The organism is Nonomuraea sp. NEAU-A123 (assembly GCF_018603905.1).
In the GTDB taxonomy this organism is placed as follows: domain Bacteria; phylum Actinomycetota; class Actinomycetes; order Streptosporangiales; family Streptosporangiaceae; genus Nonomuraea.
The window spans coordinates 73,964-90,191 of the sequence record NZ_JAHFZZ010000026.1; the positions used below are offsets into that span (position 1 = coordinate 73,964).

The window sequence follows — 16,228 nt, forward strand, 5'->3', positions numbered from 1 at the left end:
TTCCGTGATTTCTGGGCAGCATGTCACATCTGTTCGGTTATGCCGTGGCACGAAGCCAAAAATCAGGGTTTGGACCTTTTTTCGACTCTGAGCTGGAGTGGTGCGTAAGACGGCCTGTCATACGGGTAGAGGGTGACGCCTGTTTACTGCTCGGACAGCAGGAACAGCGTGTAGACCGCCAGCGACGCGGCGTCCGCGATCTCGCCGGTGCGGATCATGGCCTCGAAGTCGCCGCGCCTGAACCACCGGTGCAGCAGGTCCTGCTCCTCGACCTCCAGCTCGTTGGGCCCCGGCTCCAGCCCTGTGGCCACGAACACGTCGAAGACCTGGGACGACATGCCCTTGGCGGAGTTCAGGCGGCCCAGGTGCCGCATGTGCGCCGCCGTCAGTCCCGTCTCCTGACGCAGCTCCTCGTGCGCCAGGTGCTCGGGGTCGCCGGTCGCCATGTGCGGGAACGCGCCCTGCGGGAACTCCCACGAGCGGGCGCGGATCGGATAGCGGTACTGCTCCACCAGATGCAGCCCGTCGTTCTCGATCGGGATGACCAGCGCGTAATCGGGCTTCTCCACATAGGAGTAGATGCCTTCGGAACCGTCCAGGCGGCGGATGCGGTCCTCGCGCATGCGTAGATACGGGCTCTCGTAGACGACCTGGGTCGAGAGGCGCCTGATGGGGTGTTCGCTGTCCGGTCGTCCGTCCATGATCCCTACTGGGCTCGCGCGGTGAAGTCGGCGAAGTCGAATCCCGGCGAGACGACGCAGCTCACCAGGACCTCCTCGCCGGCGGCCGGTCTGGCCGACTGCCACACCCCGCCCGGGACCACGGCCTGCGGCACCTGGCCGTCCTCGACCAGCGGGCCGAGGATGACGGTCTCGTCGCCGACGGTCAGGCTCAGCGGGCCGCCCCGGTGCCACAGCCACACCTCGTCGGACCGGACCACGTGCGGGACCGACTCCTCGCCTGGCCCCAGCAGGAAGTAGATGCCGGTGGCGGAGGCCCGGGCGCCGGGGTAGCCGGCGGGCAGGAAGGAGACGGGCGCCCGCCAGGTCTCACGGAACCAGCCGCCCTCGGGGTGGGGCAGCAGGTCCAGGGCCTGGGCGATGGGCGGACGGTCCACGAACGCGATGGCCGCGCCGGTGACGTCCCGGCGCAGGAAGCGGGTGCCGTCGAGGACCAGTTGGCCGTCCAGCTCGCTGGCCAGGGCCGCAGCCTCGTCGGCGACCTCGACGGACGGGCCACTGGGATAGATCGTCAGCTCCACGGGGGTGATCCTATGCGGTCGGTATTCCGGCCGTGGTGAGGCGTGGCGGGCGGAACGTCGGGTCGTCCACGATATGGATCTTCTTCGCGGATCCGGTGGAGCGGCGGTAATTGTCGGTCGGCCTGGCTAGTCTGCGGCAAGTGATCGAACGGTGGAGCCGTGATCAGGTGCTCGCTCTCGCCCCCGACGCCTCGTCCCAGAAGGCGGCGCAGGGTGTGGCGGCACCCGGCAAATGGACGTTGCGCGGCATGACTGACGACGTGCTGTTCGGCGCGTGCAAGGGGAGCGGGGCCACGCCCTACATGGCGTGTGTCGATCTCTCCGAGCCCGCATATCGGTGCAGTTGCCCCAGCCGGAAGTTCCCGTGCAAGCACGCGCTCGGGCTGCTGCTCATGTGGTCGGCGGACGGGGTGCCCGCCGCCGACGCGCTGCCCCCGTGGGCGGCGGAGTGGGTCGCCCAGCGCACCGAACGCGCCGCGAAGGCGGCGGCCAAGCTCGAGGCCGCCCGCGCCCGAGCCGCCGCAGAAGCCGCTGGCGACCCGGAGTTGGCGGACGGGCAGGCATGGGACTCGGCGCCGGATGCTGGGCTGGGCTCGGGCGCTGATCTGGGCTCGGGTACGGCCTCCGGTTCGGACTCGGGTGGTGGGCCGGGCTTGGGGTCGGGTGCGGGTGCGGCCTCCGGGTTGGGCGAGGGCTCTGCCTCGGGCGGGGGCTCGGGTGGTGGGGTGGGCGTGGCGGCTGGCGGTGGCTCCGGTCTGGGGGCGTCGGCCACAGGTACGTCGGGTGGTGGGCGGGGTGCGGGGGCCGAGTCCGTACGGCATGCGCGGGTGGCCGCCGGGCTTGCCGAGCTCGAACGGTGGCTGGCCGACCAGGTGCGGCAGGGTTTGGCGGGGACCGACGCCGACGAGTGGGACGAGCTGGCCAAGCGCCTCGTCGACGCTCAGGCGCCGGGTGTCGCCAACGCCCTCTCCCGGCTACGGGAGGTGCGCATGGCCGACGACTGGCCGAGCCGGTTGCTGGCCGAATACTCGCTGATCAACCTGCTGGCGGTCGCCTACCGGCGGCGGGCCGAGCTGCCGGGGCCGTTGCGCCAGACCGTCCTGATCCGTGCGGGCTTCCCCGTCGCACGGGAGGACGTGCTGGCCCGGCCGGTGGTGCGCGACCGTTGGCACGTGGTGGGCAGGCGCGACGAGGAGCACGACCGGCTGATCGCCCGCCGGGTCTGGCTCCGGGGCCACGACACGGGCCGGGCGGCGCTGGTCCTCTCGTTCGCCGCCTCCGGCCAGCCGCTCGACGCCTCGCTGGTCACCGGCACCACGATCGACGCCGACGTCGCCTTCTACCCAGGCGCCGCACCCCTCCGCGCCCTGGTAGCCACCCGCCACCCCACCCCTCGGGGTGTCCCCGCTGACCGGAGCGCCCTTACCGGTCAGAGCGACGCCACCGACCCGAGGGTGCTTGCCGGTCAGAGGGAAGCCGCTGGCCGGGGTGATTTCGGTGGCCGGGTCCCGCCGGGGGTGTCGCCGGAGGAGGCGCTTGGTGAGATCGCCGCCGCCGTCGCCGCCGATCCGTGGACCGATTCCTGGCCTGTCGTGCTGGCGGGCGTGGTTCCCGGCCGTACGTCCGTGGGCGGGTTCCCGTTGCACCCGAGGTCCCGCGATCCGTGGCGGCTGATCGCCGTATCCGGTGGGCGTCCGGTGACGGTGGCCGCCGAGTGGACGCCGCTGGGCCTGCGCCCGCTGACCACCTGGGCCGACGACGGAACGGCGGTGATCCTGTGACCTGGGAGGATCTGGCTTCGACGGCGCTGGTGGGCACCGACCGCAGACCGTACGAGGGAGAGCTGCTCGAAAGCGCCGCCGTGGAGGTGGTGCGCCGTCGCGCCGGTCAGCAACTCGGCGGGACGACCGAGCAGGAGCACCAGGCTCACGATGAGGAGTTGCCCGCCGTGACCGCGCGGGCGGCCGAGCGTCTGGCCAGGATCTTGGGCGGCGAGTACGACCGCCTGCTCCCCGAATGGCTGGCCGCCGCGTCCTCGGCAGGCCGCATGGTGCCTCCGTACGTTCTGCCCGAGTTGCTGGACCGGGGCAGGCGCGACCAGTCGATCAGGTCCCACCTCGGCCTGGTCGCCGGGCAGCGCGGCAGGTGGCTGGCCGCCCTGAACCCGGCCTGGGCGTACCTGCTCGAAGAGCCGACCGGCGAGACGTGGGAGCTGGGCAGCCCGGCCGACCGCCGCGCCTACCTGAGCCACCTCAGGAGGCAGGAGCCCAAGCGGGCCAGGGAGTTGCTGGAGACGGGCTGGGAGCGCGAGGAGCCCGACGATCGGGCGGCGTTCGTCGAGGTGCTGGCCGACGGCCTGTCCATGGACGATGAGCCGTTCCTGGAGCAGACCCTCGACGACCGCAGGCGAGAGGTACGCCAGCAGGCCGCCAACCTCCTCACCCGCCTGCCCGAGTCGCGGCTGGCCCAGCGCATGGCCGTACGCGCTCGAAGCTGCCTGACCTTCACCAGGGGCACGATCACCGTCGAGGCGCCCAAAGCGTGCGACCCGGCGATGGAGCGCGATGGCATCCGGGCCAAGCCCCCGAGGGGGATCGGCGAGCGGGCCTGGTGGCTCCAGCAGGTCGTCGCCCGCGCGCCGCTCGGGCTCTGGGGCAGGCCCGCCAGGCTGCTCAAGATGAAGATCCCCGACTGGGACGCCGAGGTGAAGGCCGCCTGGGTGCGCGCGGCCGTGCTGCAGCGGGATCCGGAGTGGGCGCGGGCGATGTTCGCGTGGGACCCGATCGCGGATCTGCTGGAGGCGCTGGGGCCGGACGAGCAGCAGCGGCTCGCCGCTGATTTCGTGAAAGAGCATGACCTGGACAGCCAATTGATCATGGTGCTGGGCGGCGTGTCCTCGCACTGGCGGGAGGGCCTGGCGACGGCCGTCCTCCGCAAGATCATCAAGGTGGCCACCACCCAGCCGTGGAACCTCGGCGAGCTGATCAAACTGGCCGGCGAGCGCATCGACCCGTCGCTCGCCGAGCTGGCCGAAAACTACTCGCCCGTGCCGCCCATTCAGCAGGTCGCCGCCCTGCTGCGCTTCCGTGCCGACATGTTGAAGGAGCTCTCATGACCGTTTTGCGGCCCCATGCTGAAGACCAGTACGCCGAGGAGCTGGCGGTCCTCGCCAAGGACGACGACCGGACCAGGCCGCCCGGCTGGAAACTGTCGCCGTGGGCCGTGACCACGTACATCCTGGGCGACGGCCGCCAGATCACCCCGAAGTACGTGGGCGCCCGCCGCATCGTCGAGGTCGCCGTCGCCACCCTGGCCACCGACCGCGCGCTGCTGCTGCTCGGCGTGCCCGGCACGGCGAAGACCTGGCTGTCCGAACACCTGGCCGCCGCGATCAGCGGCGACTCGACCCTTTTGGTACAGGGCACGGCGGGCACGGCCGAAGAGGCCATCCGCTACGGCTGGAACTACGCGAGGCTGCTGGCCGAGGGCCCGTCCATGGAGGCGATGACCCCGTCGCCCGTCATGCGGGCCATGGCCGAGGGCCGGATCGCCCGCGTCGAGGAGCTCACGCGCATGCCCTCCGACGTTCAGGACGCCCTGATCACCGTGCTGTCGGAGAAGACGCTGCCGATCCCCGAACTCAACCGCGAGGTCCAGGCCGAACGCGGCTTCAACGTGATCGCCACCGCCAACGACCGCGACCGGGGCGTCAACGAGCTGTCCAGCGCCCTGCGCCGTCGCTTCAACACGGTCGTGCTGCCGGTGCCCGCTACCGCCGAGGAGGAGGTCGACATCGTCTCGCGCCGCGTCACCCAGCTCGGCCGCTCGCTGGAGCTGCCCGAGACCAGCACGGGGCTGGCGGAGATCCGGCGCGTGGTGACGGTGTTCCGGGAGCTGCGCACGGGGGTGACGGAGGACGGCAGGACCAAGGTCAAATCGCCCAGCGGCACTCTGTCCACGGCCGAGGCGATCTCGGTGCTGACCAGCGGCATCGCGCTGGCGGCCCACTTCGGTGACGGTGTGTTGCGGCCCTCCGACGTGGCCGCCGGGATCGTGGGCGCGGTGGTGCAGGAGCCCGTGTCCGATCGGGTGGTGTGGCGCGAATACCTCGAAACGGTCGTCCGCGAGCGCTCCGACTGGCGCGACTTCTACCGCGCCTGCCGTGAGGTGTCATGAGGTGCATCAGCGGTCTCTCGACTGCCGACAAGGGGATGGTGCACCAGTGAGCGTCTCGATCCTCGGCGTCCGGCACCACGGCCCCGGCTCGGCGCGCGCCGTGCGGGCCGAGCTCGAACGCCTCCGTCCCGACGTGATCCTCATCGAGGGACCACCGGAGGCCGACGCGCTGGTCGCGCTCGCGCCCGAGCTGGAACCACCGGTCGCGCTGCTCGCGCACGTGCCCGGCAAGGCGTCCAGCGCGGCCTTCTGGCCGTTCGCCGGGTTCTCGCCCGAATGGCAGGCGATCTTGTACGGTACGGCGGCCGGCATCCCGATCCGCTTCTGCGACCTCCCGGCATCCCACAGCCTGGCCGAGCCTGAGCCTGAGCCTGAGCCCGTCCCCGGTCCCGACCCCGCCTCCGGCTCCGGTCCCGAGCCCGGCTCCGGTCCCGAGGTGGGACCCGAGCTCAGCCCCAGCCTTAGCCCCGGGCCCGGGCCCGATGCCGAGGGACTGCGGGTTGATCCGATTGGCGCGCTTGCCAAGGCGGCCGGGTACGACGATCCCGAGCGTTGGTGGGAGGACGTCGTCGAGCATCGGGGCGACACCCCGTTCGAGGTGATCGCCGAGGCCATGGCCGCCGTTCGTGAGGGGCACGAGCCCGACGAGCGAGAGGCCAGGCGCGAGGCGTACATGCGCAAGACCCTCCGCACCGCCATCAGGCAGGGCTACGACCGCATCGCGGTGGTCTGCGGCGCCTGGCACGTCCCCGCGCTGACCGCCCCCTTGCCCCCGGCCAAGGCCGACGACGCGCTCCTGCGCGGCCTGCCCAAGGTGAAGGCCCAGTTGACGTGGGTGCCGTGGACGTACGGGCGGCTGGCCTCGTGGAGCGGTTACGGCGCGGGCATCTCCTCGCCGGGCTGGTACCACCACCTGTTCACCGCCCCCGACCGTCCCGTCGAACGCTGGCTGGCCGGGGCGGCGGCGGTGCTCCGTGACGAGGGACTGCCGGTCTCGTCCGCGCACGTCATCGAGTCCGTACGGCTCGCGCACAGCCTGGCGACCCTGCGCGGACGCCCGCTGGCCGGGCTCGGCGAGGTCACCGAGGCGGCCAGGGCGGTGCTGTGCGAGGGCGACGACCTGGCGGTGGAGCTGATCCAGCGGCGGATGGTGGTCGGCGATCGGCTCGGTCACGTCTCCGACGGCACGCCCATGGTGCCGCTCCAGCGCGATCTGCGTGAGCAGCAGCGGCGGCTCAAGCTGAAGCCGGAGGCGCTCGACCGCGAGTTCGGCCTGGACCTGCGTAAGCCGCTCGACCTCGATCGCAGCCGCCTGCTGCACCGGCTGCGGCTGCTCGGCGTCGAGTGGGGGGTGCTGGGGCAGGCCAGGGGCAAGGGGACGTTCAGGGAGACGTGGACGTTGCAGTGGCGGCCCGAGTTCGATCTGGCGCTCGTCGAGGCGGCGGCTCTCGGCGTCACGGTCGCCTCGGCCGCCGCCCAGCGGGCCCGTGACCACGCCTCGGCGGAGTCGGTGACGCTGGCCGACCTGACCGGGCTGGTCGAACGCTGCCTGCTGGCCGACCTGCCGGAGGCGCTGCCCGAGGTGCTGGCCGCCCTCTCGGCCAAGGCGGCGCTCGACACCGATGTCACCCACCTGATGGCGGCGCTGCCCGCGATGGTCCGCGCCCACCGCTACGGCGACGTGCGTGGCACCTCGGCCGAGGGGCTGGCGGTGATCGTACGGTCCATGCTCGACCGCATCTGCGTCGGCCTGCCCGTCGCGGTCAGCGGCCTGGACGACGAGGCGGCGGCCGCACTCCTCAGCGGCGTCGACGCCGTCCACACGGCCGTCGCCCTGATGTCAGAGGAATCCACCGGGCCCTCGCCGGAGGATCCCACATCGCCCCGAGAGGCGTCCGCCAAGTCGGCACCGCAGAAGCCCACGGGGTCACCGCCAGCGGAGGCCGCTGGACAAGAGACGCCAGCGGAGGCCGCCGAGTCACGGCCGGAGCAAGGCGCCGTGACGTCGCTCGAAGGGCCCGCCGGGTCACCGCCGGAGGAGCCGGAGCAGGTCGTCGGGCGGGAGGCGCCCGTTGTCCGGCAGGCGTCGCCGCGTAGTCGGTGGCTGGTCACGTTGCGTGGGATGAGTGACCGGCCCGACCTGCACGGGCTGATCGAGGGACGGCTGACCAGGATCCTGCTCGACGCGGGGGAGCTCGACGACGCCGACGCCCGGATGTCGCGGGCGATGTCCCGAGGGCACGCGCCCACCAGGGCCGCCTCGTGGATCGAGGGCTTCCTGGGTGGCGGCGGGCTGCTGCTGGTGCACGATCCGCGCCTGCTCGACCTGGTCGACACCTGGCTCACCGGGCTTGACGGCACACAGTTCATCGACGTGCTGCCGCTGCTCCGCCGTACGTTCGGGAGCTTCGCCGCGCCCGAACGCCGGGCGATCGGCGAGCGCGTCCGATCGGCGGAGCGGTCCGAGCGGGCGGGGGAGCAGGACGTGGACGAACAGCGGGCGGAGACGGCCGCCCGGACCGTACTGGCGATCTTGGGGAGAGCGCGGATCGACGGGAGAGACCATGGCTGAGCCGATGGATGAGCGCCTGCGCAGGTGGCGGCTGGTGCTGGGCGGTGGCGACGCCGACGGCATAGGAAACCAGAGCGGCGCTCTCCAGGGGGCCGACGCGGACATGGACCGGGCGCTGGCCGCCGTGTACGACCGCGACGGCGGGCTGGGCGCGTCGGCGCCCCGGGTGGCGCGGTGGCTGGGCGACATCAGGACCTACTTCCCGTCGACCGTCGTCCAGGTCATGCAGAAGGATGCGATCCAGCGGCTCAACCTCACCAGGCTGCTGCTCGAACCCGAGATGCTGGAGGCCGTCGAGCCCGACGTACACCTGGTCGGCACACTGCTCGCGCTCAACCGGGTCATGCCCCAGCAGGCCCGCGAGTCGGCCAGGGCCGTGGTGCGCAAGGTCGTACAGGAGCTCGAACGCAGGCTCGCCCAGAAGACCAGGGCCGCCGTCACCGGCGCGCTCGACCGCTCGGCCAGGACCCACCGGCCCAAGCGAGTGTCCGACATCGACTGGGACCGGACGATCAGGGCGAACCTCAAGAACTACCTGCCCGAGAAGAACACGGTCGTGCCCTCGCGGCTCATCGGCTACGCGCGCCGGCAGCGGTCCGTGCAGCGTGAGGTGGTGCTGGCGATCGACCAGAGCGGGTCGATGGCCGCCTCGGTGGTGTATTCGAGCGTGTTCGGCGCCGTGCTGGCCTCGATGCGGTCGCTCAAGACGTCGCTCGTGGTGTTCGACACGGCTGTGGTCGATCTGACGGATCAGCTGCATGACCCGGTCGAGCTGCTGTTCGGCACGCAGCTCGGCGGTGGTACGGACATCAACCGGGCCATCGCCTACAGTCAGGGCCTCATCACCCGCCCCGCCAATTCGATCTTCATCCTCATCAGCGACCTCTATGAGGGCGGGGTGAGGCAGGAGATGCTGCGCAGGGTCGCCGCGATGACCCAGGCGGGCGTCCAGGTGATCGTGTTGCTGGCGCTCTCGGACGAGGGCGCGCCCTTCTACGACCACGAGAACGCCGCCGCGCTGGCCGCGATGGGGGTGCCCGCCTTCGCGTGTACGCCCGACGCGTTCCCGGACCTGATGGCCGCCGCGATCGAGCGCCGCGACATCGCCCAGTGGGCCGAACGGCACGTCGGCCTGGGTTCCTGAAGCCAAGCGAAAGGGCCGCGACGCGAGGTCGCGGCCCTTTCGAGCGGGTTACGCGGTCAGTGCCCGGTCTGCTCCGCGTTGGCCTTACGGGGCAGCAGGTACGACAGGACGAAGGTCAGCGCCAGCAGCCCGATCTCCACCCAGACGGTGACCTGCATCGCCGAGCCGAAGCTCCACTGGCTCTTGAGCAGGTCGAAGAAGAGCGTGCCCAGCAGGGCGCTGCCGAGCGCGCCGCCGAGCTGCTGGGTCGCGGTCAGCGTGCCCGACGCCGAGCCCGACTCGTGCGGCTCGACCCCCGAGAGCACGATGTCGAAGAACGGCGCCATGGTCAGGCCCATCCCGATGCCCACGAAGGCCAGGCCGGGAGCAAGCTGCCAGGGGCTGATGTCGGTCCCGGCCAGGTGGATGGTCAGGCCCAGCACGGCCGCCCCCACCGCCATGACCGCGGTGCCGATCTGCAGCAGGCCGCGACCGAGCTTCTCCTGCAGGCCCGACATGGCCAGACCGAAGCCGACCACGCCGCCGATGGCCTGCGGCAGGCCGGTGAGGCCGGCCTTGAGCGGGCTGTAGCCGAGCCCGACCTGGGTGTAGAGGGTGAAGACGAGGCTGAGGCCGATCATGCCGGTGAAGAAGGCCAGCCCGGCCACCAGCCCGCCGGTGAAGGCGCGCTTGCGGAACAGGCTCGGCGTGATCAGCGGGTCCTTTCCGGACCCCGCGCGGCGGCTCTCGTACCGGCCGAACACGGCGAACACCACGAGAGAGGCGGCCATCGACACGAACGTCCAGGCGGGCCAGTCCAGATCGCGGCCCTGGATGAGCGGGAAGATCAGCAGGAACGCGGCGGCCGACACCAGCAGCATGCCGACCAGGTCGAGCCGGGTGGCGTTGGAGAGCCTGAACTCCGGCAGGTACCGCATCCCGGCCAGCGCGGCGGCCAGCCCGAGAGGCAGGTTGATCAGGAAGATCATGCGCCACCCGGTGCCGAACAGGTCGGCGTCCACCAGCCAGCCGGCCAGGATCGGGCCGCCGACGGACGAGATCGTCATGACCGGGCCGAACATGCCGAACGCCTTGCCCATCTCCTTGGGCGGGAACATCTCCTTGATCAGGCCGAGCCCCTGCGGCAGCATCACGGCGCCGAACAGGCCCTGCACGACCCGGCTGGCGATCAGCATCTCCGGGTTGGCGGCGACCCCGCACAGCAGCGAGGCGGCGGTGAAGCCCAAGGCGCCGATCACGAACATGCGCTTGCGGCCGTAGAGGTCGCCGAGCCGGCCGCCGGTGATCAGGCCGACGGCCATGGCCAGCGTGTAACCGGCCACCAGCCACTGCACCATGCTCGAGGAGCCGCCCAGATCCTTCTGGATGGTCGGTGCGGCGATGGAGGTGACCAGCGCGTCCAGCAGGTCCATGACCTCGGCGGCCAAGATGACGAACAGCGCGACCCAGCGCCAGCGGTAAGGCTGGACCTCCGAGGCCGCATGGGGGGCGATGACGGTCATGTGGACTCCTTGGTTAGAACACCGTTCTTACGACGAACACCGTTCGCTACGAACACTGTTTTAGTGGCGAACAGCGTTCGTGTCAAGTACAGTGTTCGTCATGGGAAGCAACGAAGACGTCCCGACCCCGCCGTGGCGCAAGGCGCGTAAGCCGGTCCAGCTCAAGCCGCAGCTGAGTCAGGATCTGATCGTCGAGACGGGGCTGCGGATCCTGGACGCCGAGGGCCTCGACGGGCTGAGCATGCGCCGCGTCGCGCAGGAGCTCGACACCGGGCCCGCCTCGCTCTACGCGCACGTCGCCAACAAGGAAGAGCTCCTGGAGCTCATCTACGACCGGGTGCTCGGCGAGATCCAGCTCGCCGAGCCCGACCCGGCCCGCTGGAAGGAGCAACTGCGCGAGTTCGCGATGGAGTGCCACCGGGTGCTGGGCAGCCATGCCGACGTGGCCAGGGCCGCGCTGGCCAGCGTCCCCACCGGCCCGAACGCGCTGCGGATCAGCGAACACATCTTCGGCCTGCTCCTCGACGCGGGCATGCCGCCCCGGGACGCCGCACTCGCCGTCGACCGGCTCGCCCTCTATGTCTCCAGTGACGCCTTCGAGGGCTCGCTGCACTTCGGCAAGATCCGGGCCGCGGGCCTCAGCCTGGAGGAATACTTCACGACGTTCGTCGGCAACATCGAGAGCTACTACCGCTCACTGCCTCCCGAGCGGTTCCCGCACATCACCAAGCACATCGACGAACTGATCGCCGACGACGGCACCATGCGCTTCGAGTACGGCCTCGATCTGCTCCTCGACGGCCTCGAGGCCCGGATGCCTTAGGCCCAATGGCCTAGGGCTGTCGCCCGATGTGCCGACCAGGGTGGTCGCCATAGCGTGCCGGGCATGACCACAACTCTTGAAGCACCTCCTGTCAGCGTGGTGTCGGCGAAATATCGGGCGCTCAGCGTGGGGCTGGTGGCGCTCGTCATGCTGGTGGCGTTCGAGGCGATGGCGGTGGCGACGGCGATGCCCGTCGTGGCGCGCGAGCTCGGCGGCATGCACCTGTACAACCTGGCCTTCAGCGCCACCCTCGCCGCCAGCGTGATCGCCACCGTGCTCGGCGGCAGATGGAGCGACGTGAAGGGCCCGCTGGCCCCGGTCGGGACCGGGGTGGCGGCCTTCGTGGCGGGGCTGCTGGTGGCCGGGCTCGCGCCGAACATGGAGGTGTTCGTCGCCGGGCGGTTTGTTCAGGGGCTCGGCGCGGGCCTGATCCAGGTGGCCCTGTACGTGCTCGTGGCCAGGGTCTATCCGGGTGAGATGCATCCCAAGGTGTTCGCGCTGTTCTCGGCCGCCTGGGTGGTGCCCTCCATGGTCGGCCCGGCCATCGCGGGGTTCGTGGTGGAGAACGCCGACTGGCGGTGGATCTTCCTCGGCGTCTCCCTGATCGTCGTGCCCAGCGCGCTGCTGCTCTGGCGCGGCACCGCGGGCACGGGCCTGAGCGGCGGCAACGCCGAGCCCGCCCCCGGCCTCGGGCGCAAGCTGATCTGGGCCACGCTGACCGCCGTGGCCGCCGCGTTGATCCAGTACGGCAGCGCGCTCCAGCTCCGCGGCCTGCCCCTGCTCGCGGCCGGGATCGTCCTGCTGGCCGTGTCCCTGCCCAGGCTGCTTCCCCGCGGCTCGCTCAGGGCCGCCCGCGGGCTGCCGACCGCCCCCGTGCTCCGCGGCCTGGCCTACGGCTCGCTGATGGCGGCCCAGGTCCTCATCCCGCTCATGCTGATCAACGAGCGTGACCTGACGCCCACTGGCGCGGGCATCGTCCTGACCGTCGGCGCGCTCGGCTGGTCCACCGGGTCCTGGATCAAGGGCCGCGGCGTCATCAGCCACCTGACCGCCCTGCGCGGCGGCTCCCTCATGATCGCCGCCGGCATCGCGCTGATCTCGCTCGTGCTGATCGACTCCGTGCCGATCGCTCTGGCGTACGTGGCCATGGCCATCTCCGGGCTCGGCATCGGCGCGCTGCACCCCACGGTGTCCGTACTGGTGCTGGAGATGTCCGCGTCGGGGGAGGAGGGCCAGAACACCGCGGCCCTCGGCGTCGGCGAGTCCGTGTTCACCGTCGTCGCCGTCGCGGTCACCGGAGCCCTGTTCACGGCCACCGGCGAGACCTATTTGGTGGGCCTGGGCTTCACGTTCGCCCTCGCCGTGCTCGCCGCGGCCGTGGCTCCGCGTTTTGCCCAGCACACGAAGGCAGGCACACTGGGAGAAGCCATTTCATAGCTTCGTCGCAGAGGGGGGTACATGCCGCGAGTGCGGGAGCTAGAGGTCTTCCGGCTTGTCCTGCCGTTCGGCAGGCGGTCGGAGAGCCTGCTCGTCAAGCTCACCGACTACGCCGGCATGACCGGCTGGGGTGAGGCGCTGGCCCCCCAGCCGAAAACCTGGGCCCAGTTGGAGGAGTCGCTGGGCGCCCAGCTCATCGGCGTCGACTGGGAGCACCCCGACGCCGTCCCGACCGGCGACCCGGCCGTCGACATGGCCTGCTGGGACCTGTGGACCAGGATGCGCGGTGTCCCGCTCGCCGAGGCGATCGGCGGCACCCGCACCTCCCTGATGGCGACCGTCCGGCTCGAACCGGACCCGTCCCTGGAGAGCCTGGTCTCCCGGGTCAACCAGCAGGTCTGCGCGGGCTACGGCCATGTGACGCTCGACGTCCGTCCCGGCTGGGACGTCGAGCCGGTGCGGGCCGTACGACTCGCCTATCCGGCCCTGACGCTGGCCGTCGACGGCGGGTGCGCCTACTCCGAGGGCGGCCAGCTCGCGGCCCTCGACTCCTATGGCGTCGAGGTCATCGAACGGCCCTTCCCCATCGGCGACGCCTATGCGCACGCCGCGCTGCAGGACCAGGTGACGGCGTCGGTGGCGGTCGAGGTGCGCTCGCCGGCGGAGCTCGACGACTACCTGACGCTGCGGGCCGGGCGGGTGCTGCTGCTGCGGCCCACCGCCTTCCGCTCGCTCAGCGAGGTCCGCCGGACGCACGACCGGGCCGCCGCGGCCGGCTGGGACATCCAGTGCGCGGGCGGCCAGGGCGCCGGGCTGGCGCGGGCGGCCACGGTGGCGGTGGCCAGCCTGCCGGGGTGCACACTGCCGTGCGACGTGACGCAGCCACCGCGCACCAACCAGATCGTGACACCGATCGTGGGGGCGAACGGCGGGGTGGTGGCGGTGCCGCTGACGCAGGCGGGTCTGGGACACGTCATCGACGAGGTCCGGGTACGCCGGATGGCCAAGGACTCCTTTCGTGCGTGACGGCTACGTGATCTAGCTCTTCTACCTTTATCCCGAAATTTCGCGATAAAGGGGCTCGCAGTGAAGGATGTACCGGCGTTAACCAAGTGGCGGACGCTTGTTGTCATCCTGCGTGTGACCCCCGGGAGCTTGGGGCCGGAGTGGCTGCAACTGCTCGTTCGCCTGGCCGCTGTCGGTGCTGTGGGGGTCGGTTTCCTGTATGTGGTGCCACCGCTCGAATTCCCGGTGTCGCTGTTGCCGCCAGCGGTCCTCGCCACCTGCCTGATCTCCGGAGCCATGGCCTGGTGGCCTCGGGGCCGCTGGAGATACCCGCGCCTGCCGTTGGACGATCATCCGCGGCTGCGTCGCGTCCTCGACTCGGCGTTTGAGGAGGCGGGCTGGCGGCCCACCTCGGTCAAGGTCAGGCTGAGTGCCTGGCCTCGCATGGCGGCATGGCGCGTCCGCCGCGACGGATGCCTCTTCTACCTGGGCCTGCCGCTGCTGATGGGGCTGGACGAGGACGATCTGCGTGCTCTGGTCGTCAGGGAGATCAACCTCATACCATCGGCGTCCTGGTGCATGCGCTGGATCCTCCGCCTCAATTTCATGGACGGCGGCCGAGAGGCGGAGGGCAAGTCGCTGCCACAACGGGAGTGGCTGCGCGAACACGCTTACCGGATCCGCAGCGATCTCTGGTCGACGACCGCCGAAGTCGTAGGACGCGACCTCCTGGCACACGCCACGCGGCGCGCCTACATGGTCGACTCCGCCTTCTTCTGGCACCTCGACCGATACGCGTTCCCGGCGATGTCGCCTGAATGGGGTTACGTTTCCGACATCTACCAGAGCTTCCTGTGGAAGATCAGAGAAGACGGCCTGCTCGCGCGGATGCAGCCGAACGTCGACGTCTACCTGGCGGAGAAGTTGTACCGCCACGAGGCGAGGCTGTTCCAGGAGCTCGGCTGGAACGCCGGTGAGCCTGTCGAGGTGGCGGCCTACCCGGTCGTCCTCGGTGTCGCGGAGAAGCTGGAACGCAGGCTCGGGCAGGTCGTCCTGTGGGAGCGCACCAAGGCCGCCAACTCGCGCATCCCGTCCCACTCCCTGCATGACGTGCCCTGGGACGCGTGGGGCTCGATTCACGAGCACGGCCGGGCCATGGTGATCGCCGCCGCGAGCACGCTGCTGGGGCGGGAGGCCACCGCTCGCGACGTCGTCCAACTGGCCGTCGACGGCCGGGCGGGCGAGCTCTCCTGGGAGCACGCTGAGCCGTGCCCTCACCCCAGCCCGGCCGTCTGCGTGCTGATCCCGTTCTTCGACGGCGCGTTGCGGCGGATGGGCTACGTCGCCGACGTTCTCCGGCAACGCAGCCTCGTCGGACCCCTGGGCGATACGGTCGATGTGGTGGCACTGGCTGATAAAGCAGGGCAGGGACTGCCGTACGGACTCGAACTTGGAGGACCTGTGACAGAGAGGGACCGGGACGCGGACTCCCGGCGGCTGGCGGCGGAGTCGCTGGCGGCCGGCGATCCGACGGGCTGGTTCGAGCGCCTGTACGCGGAGTCGGAGACGGGCGAGGCGATCGTCCCGTGGGATTCGCAGAGCCCCCACCCGCTGCTCGTCGAGTGGCTCCCTATGAGACCGGGTTCGGGCTCGGAGGTCGGTGTGGGCCGCCGAGCGCTGGTGGTGGGATGCGGGTTGGGTGACGACGCCGAGTACCTGTCGCGGTTCGGCTACGACACGGTCGCCTTCGACGTCAGCGAGTCGGCCGTACGCCTGGCCAAGGAGCGCTTCCCGGGCTCCACGGTGGACTACCGCGCCGCCGACCTGCTCGCCCCGCCCGCCGAGTGGCGCCAGGCGTTCGACCTGGTGGTGGAGGTCATGACCGTCCAAGCCCTGCCGGAACACCTCCACGCACCGGCCATCGCCTCGGTCGCCGGCTTCGTCCGGCCGGGCGGCTCGCTCCTGGTCATCGCCTCGGCCCGCGAGGAGGGCGGCCCGGTGTTCGCCCCGCCCTGGCCCCTCACCCCGTCCGAGATCGCGTCCTTCGCATCCGATGGCCTGGTAGAGGACCGCATCGAGGACCTCCGCGACCCGGAACGCCACCGCTGCCGCGCCACCTTCCGCCGCCCCGCCGCATTGCGGTGATCTGACGCCGGTCCCGCCGCACCCAGACCTCGGCCTGCCCTCTCCCGTGACCCTGGACCCGCCTTGCCCAGTCTCCGGCCTTCTGGATCGTGAGCCGGGGCATGCGGCGATCGACGACCTCAAGGCGCTCCCGTCGCGGCGGCGGAGCGAAGCGTCGGCCGGG

General features: G+C 71.1%; 12 protein-coding genes. 9 read left to right on the top strand and 3 right to left on the bottom strand.

Going from position 1 to position 16,228, the window contains the following annotated elements:
- Positions 1–143: 143 nt before the first annotated feature.
- Both KLK06_RS49055 and KLK06_RS49060 read right to left on the bottom strand, forming a co-directional pair.
- Positions 144–701 (bottom strand): NUDIX hydrolase, encoded by a 558-nt coding sequence (locus KLK06_RS49055; RefSeq protein ID WP_214642653.1) that lies wholly within the window; start codon positions 699–701, stop codon positions 144–146.
- A gap of 5 nt (positions 702–706) precedes the next feature.
- Complete coding sequence (locus tag KLK06_RS49060) at positions 707–1,261, bottom strand: cupin domain-containing protein (RefSeq protein WP_308168783.1); 555 nt, start codon at positions 1,259–1,261, stop codon at positions 707–709.
- A gap of 140 nt (positions 1,262–1,401) precedes the next feature.
- On the opposite strand from KLK06_RS49060, the gene KLK06_RS60865 reads away from it, so the two are divergent.
- The 5 genes from KLK06_RS60865 to KLK06_RS49085 are packed head-to-tail and all read left to right on the top strand — an operon-like array spanning position 1,402 to position 9,153.
- Positions 1,402–3,042, top strand: a complete 1,641-nt coding sequence (locus KLK06_RS60865) for an SWIM zinc finger family protein (protein WP_308168784.1) — start codon at positions 1,402–1,404, stop codon at positions 3,040–3,042.
- Positions 3,039–4,376, top strand: a complete 1,338-nt coding sequence (locus KLK06_RS49070; protein ID WP_308168785.1) for a DUF5691 domain-containing protein — start codon at positions 3,039–3,041, stop codon at positions 4,374–4,376. The genes KLK06_RS60865 and KLK06_RS49070 overlap by 4 nt, the downstream gene beginning before the upstream one ends.
- On the top strand, positions 4,373–5,437 hold the full coding sequence (locus tag KLK06_RS49075; protein ID WP_214642654.1) for an AAA family ATPase: 1,065 nt from the start codon (positions 4,373–4,375) through the stop codon (positions 5,435–5,437). The genes KLK06_RS49070 and KLK06_RS49075 overlap by 4 nt, the downstream gene beginning before the upstream one ends.
- Positions 5,438–5,483: 46 nt before the next feature.
- Positions 5,484–8,009 (top strand): DUF5682 family protein, encoded by a 2,526-nt coding sequence (locus KLK06_RS49080; RefSeq protein WP_214642655.1) that lies wholly within the window; start codon positions 5,484–5,486, stop codon positions 8,007–8,009.
- Positions 8,002–9,153, top strand: a complete 1,152-nt coding sequence (locus KLK06_RS49085) for a VWA domain-containing protein (RefSeq protein WP_250907225.1) — start codon at positions 8,002–8,004, stop codon at positions 9,151–9,153. The genes KLK06_RS49080 and KLK06_RS49085 overlap by 8 nt, the downstream gene beginning before the upstream one ends.
- A 56-nt stretch (positions 9,154–9,209) precedes the next feature.
- Here the strand turns inward: KLK06_RS49085 and KLK06_RS49090 are convergent, their stop codons facing one another.
- Entirely contained in the window at positions 9,210–10,655 is a 1,446-nt protein-coding gene (locus KLK06_RS49090) for an MFS transporter (RefSeq protein WP_214642656.1), read from the bottom strand.
- Between the two features lie 100 nt (positions 10,656–10,755).
- On the opposite strand from KLK06_RS49090, the gene KLK06_RS49095 reads away from it, so the two are divergent.
- The 4 genes from KLK06_RS49095 (at position 10,756) to KLK06_RS62735 (ending at position 16,065) form a co-directional block, all read left to right on the top strand.
- Positions 10,756–11,478, top strand: a complete 723-nt coding sequence (locus tag KLK06_RS49095) for a TetR/AcrR family transcriptional regulator (protein WP_214642657.1) — start codon at positions 10,756–10,758, stop codon at positions 11,476–11,478.
- A 63-nt stretch (positions 11,479–11,541) separates the two neighbouring features.
- Complete coding sequence (locus KLK06_RS49100) at positions 11,542–12,915, top strand: MFS transporter (RefSeq protein ID WP_250907226.1); 1,374 nt, start codon at positions 11,542–11,544, stop codon at positions 12,913–12,915.
- Positions 12,916–12,936: 21 nt separating this feature from the next.
- On the top strand, positions 12,937–13,941 hold the full coding sequence (locus KLK06_RS49105) for an enolase C-terminal domain-like protein (RefSeq protein WP_214642658.1): 1,005 nt from the start codon (positions 12,937–12,939) through the stop codon (positions 13,939–13,941).
- 114 nt (positions 13,942–14,055) lie between these two features.
- Positions 14,056–16,065, top strand: coding sequence for a methyltransferase domain-containing protein (locus tag KLK06_RS62735; protein ID WP_214642659.1), 2,010 nt, complete (start codon positions 14,056–14,058; stop codon positions 16,063–16,065).
- Positions 16,066–16,228: the final 163 nt, after the last annotated feature.

Coding starts and splice junctions, on each gene's coding strand:
- KLK06_RS49055 (WP_214642653.1), bottom strand. CDS start 701: ATGGACGGACGACCGGACAGCGAACACCCCATCAGGCGCCTCTCGACC.
- KLK06_RS49075 (WP_214642654.1), top strand. CDS start 4,373: ATGACCGTTTTGCGGCCCCATGCTGAAGACCAGTACGCCGAGGAGCTG.
- KLK06_RS49085 (WP_250907225.1), top strand. CDS start 8,002: ATGGCTGAGCCGATGGATGAGCGCCTGCGCAGGTGGCGGCTGGTGCTG.
- KLK06_RS49090 (WP_214642656.1), bottom strand. CDS start 10,655: ATGACCGTCATCGCCCCCCATGCGGCCTCGGAGGTCCAGCCTTACCGC.
- KLK06_RS49095 (WP_214642657.1), top strand. CDS start 10,756: ATGGGAAGCAACGAAGACGTCCCGACCCCGCCGTGGCGCAAGGCGCGT.
- KLK06_RS49100 (WP_250907226.1), top strand. CDS start 11,542: ATGACCACAACTCTTGAAGCACCTCCTGTCAGCGTGGTGTCGGCGAAA.
- KLK06_RS49105 (WP_214642658.1), top strand. CDS start 12,937: ATGCCGCGAGTGCGGGAGCTAGAGGTCTTCCGGCTTGTCCTGCCGTTC.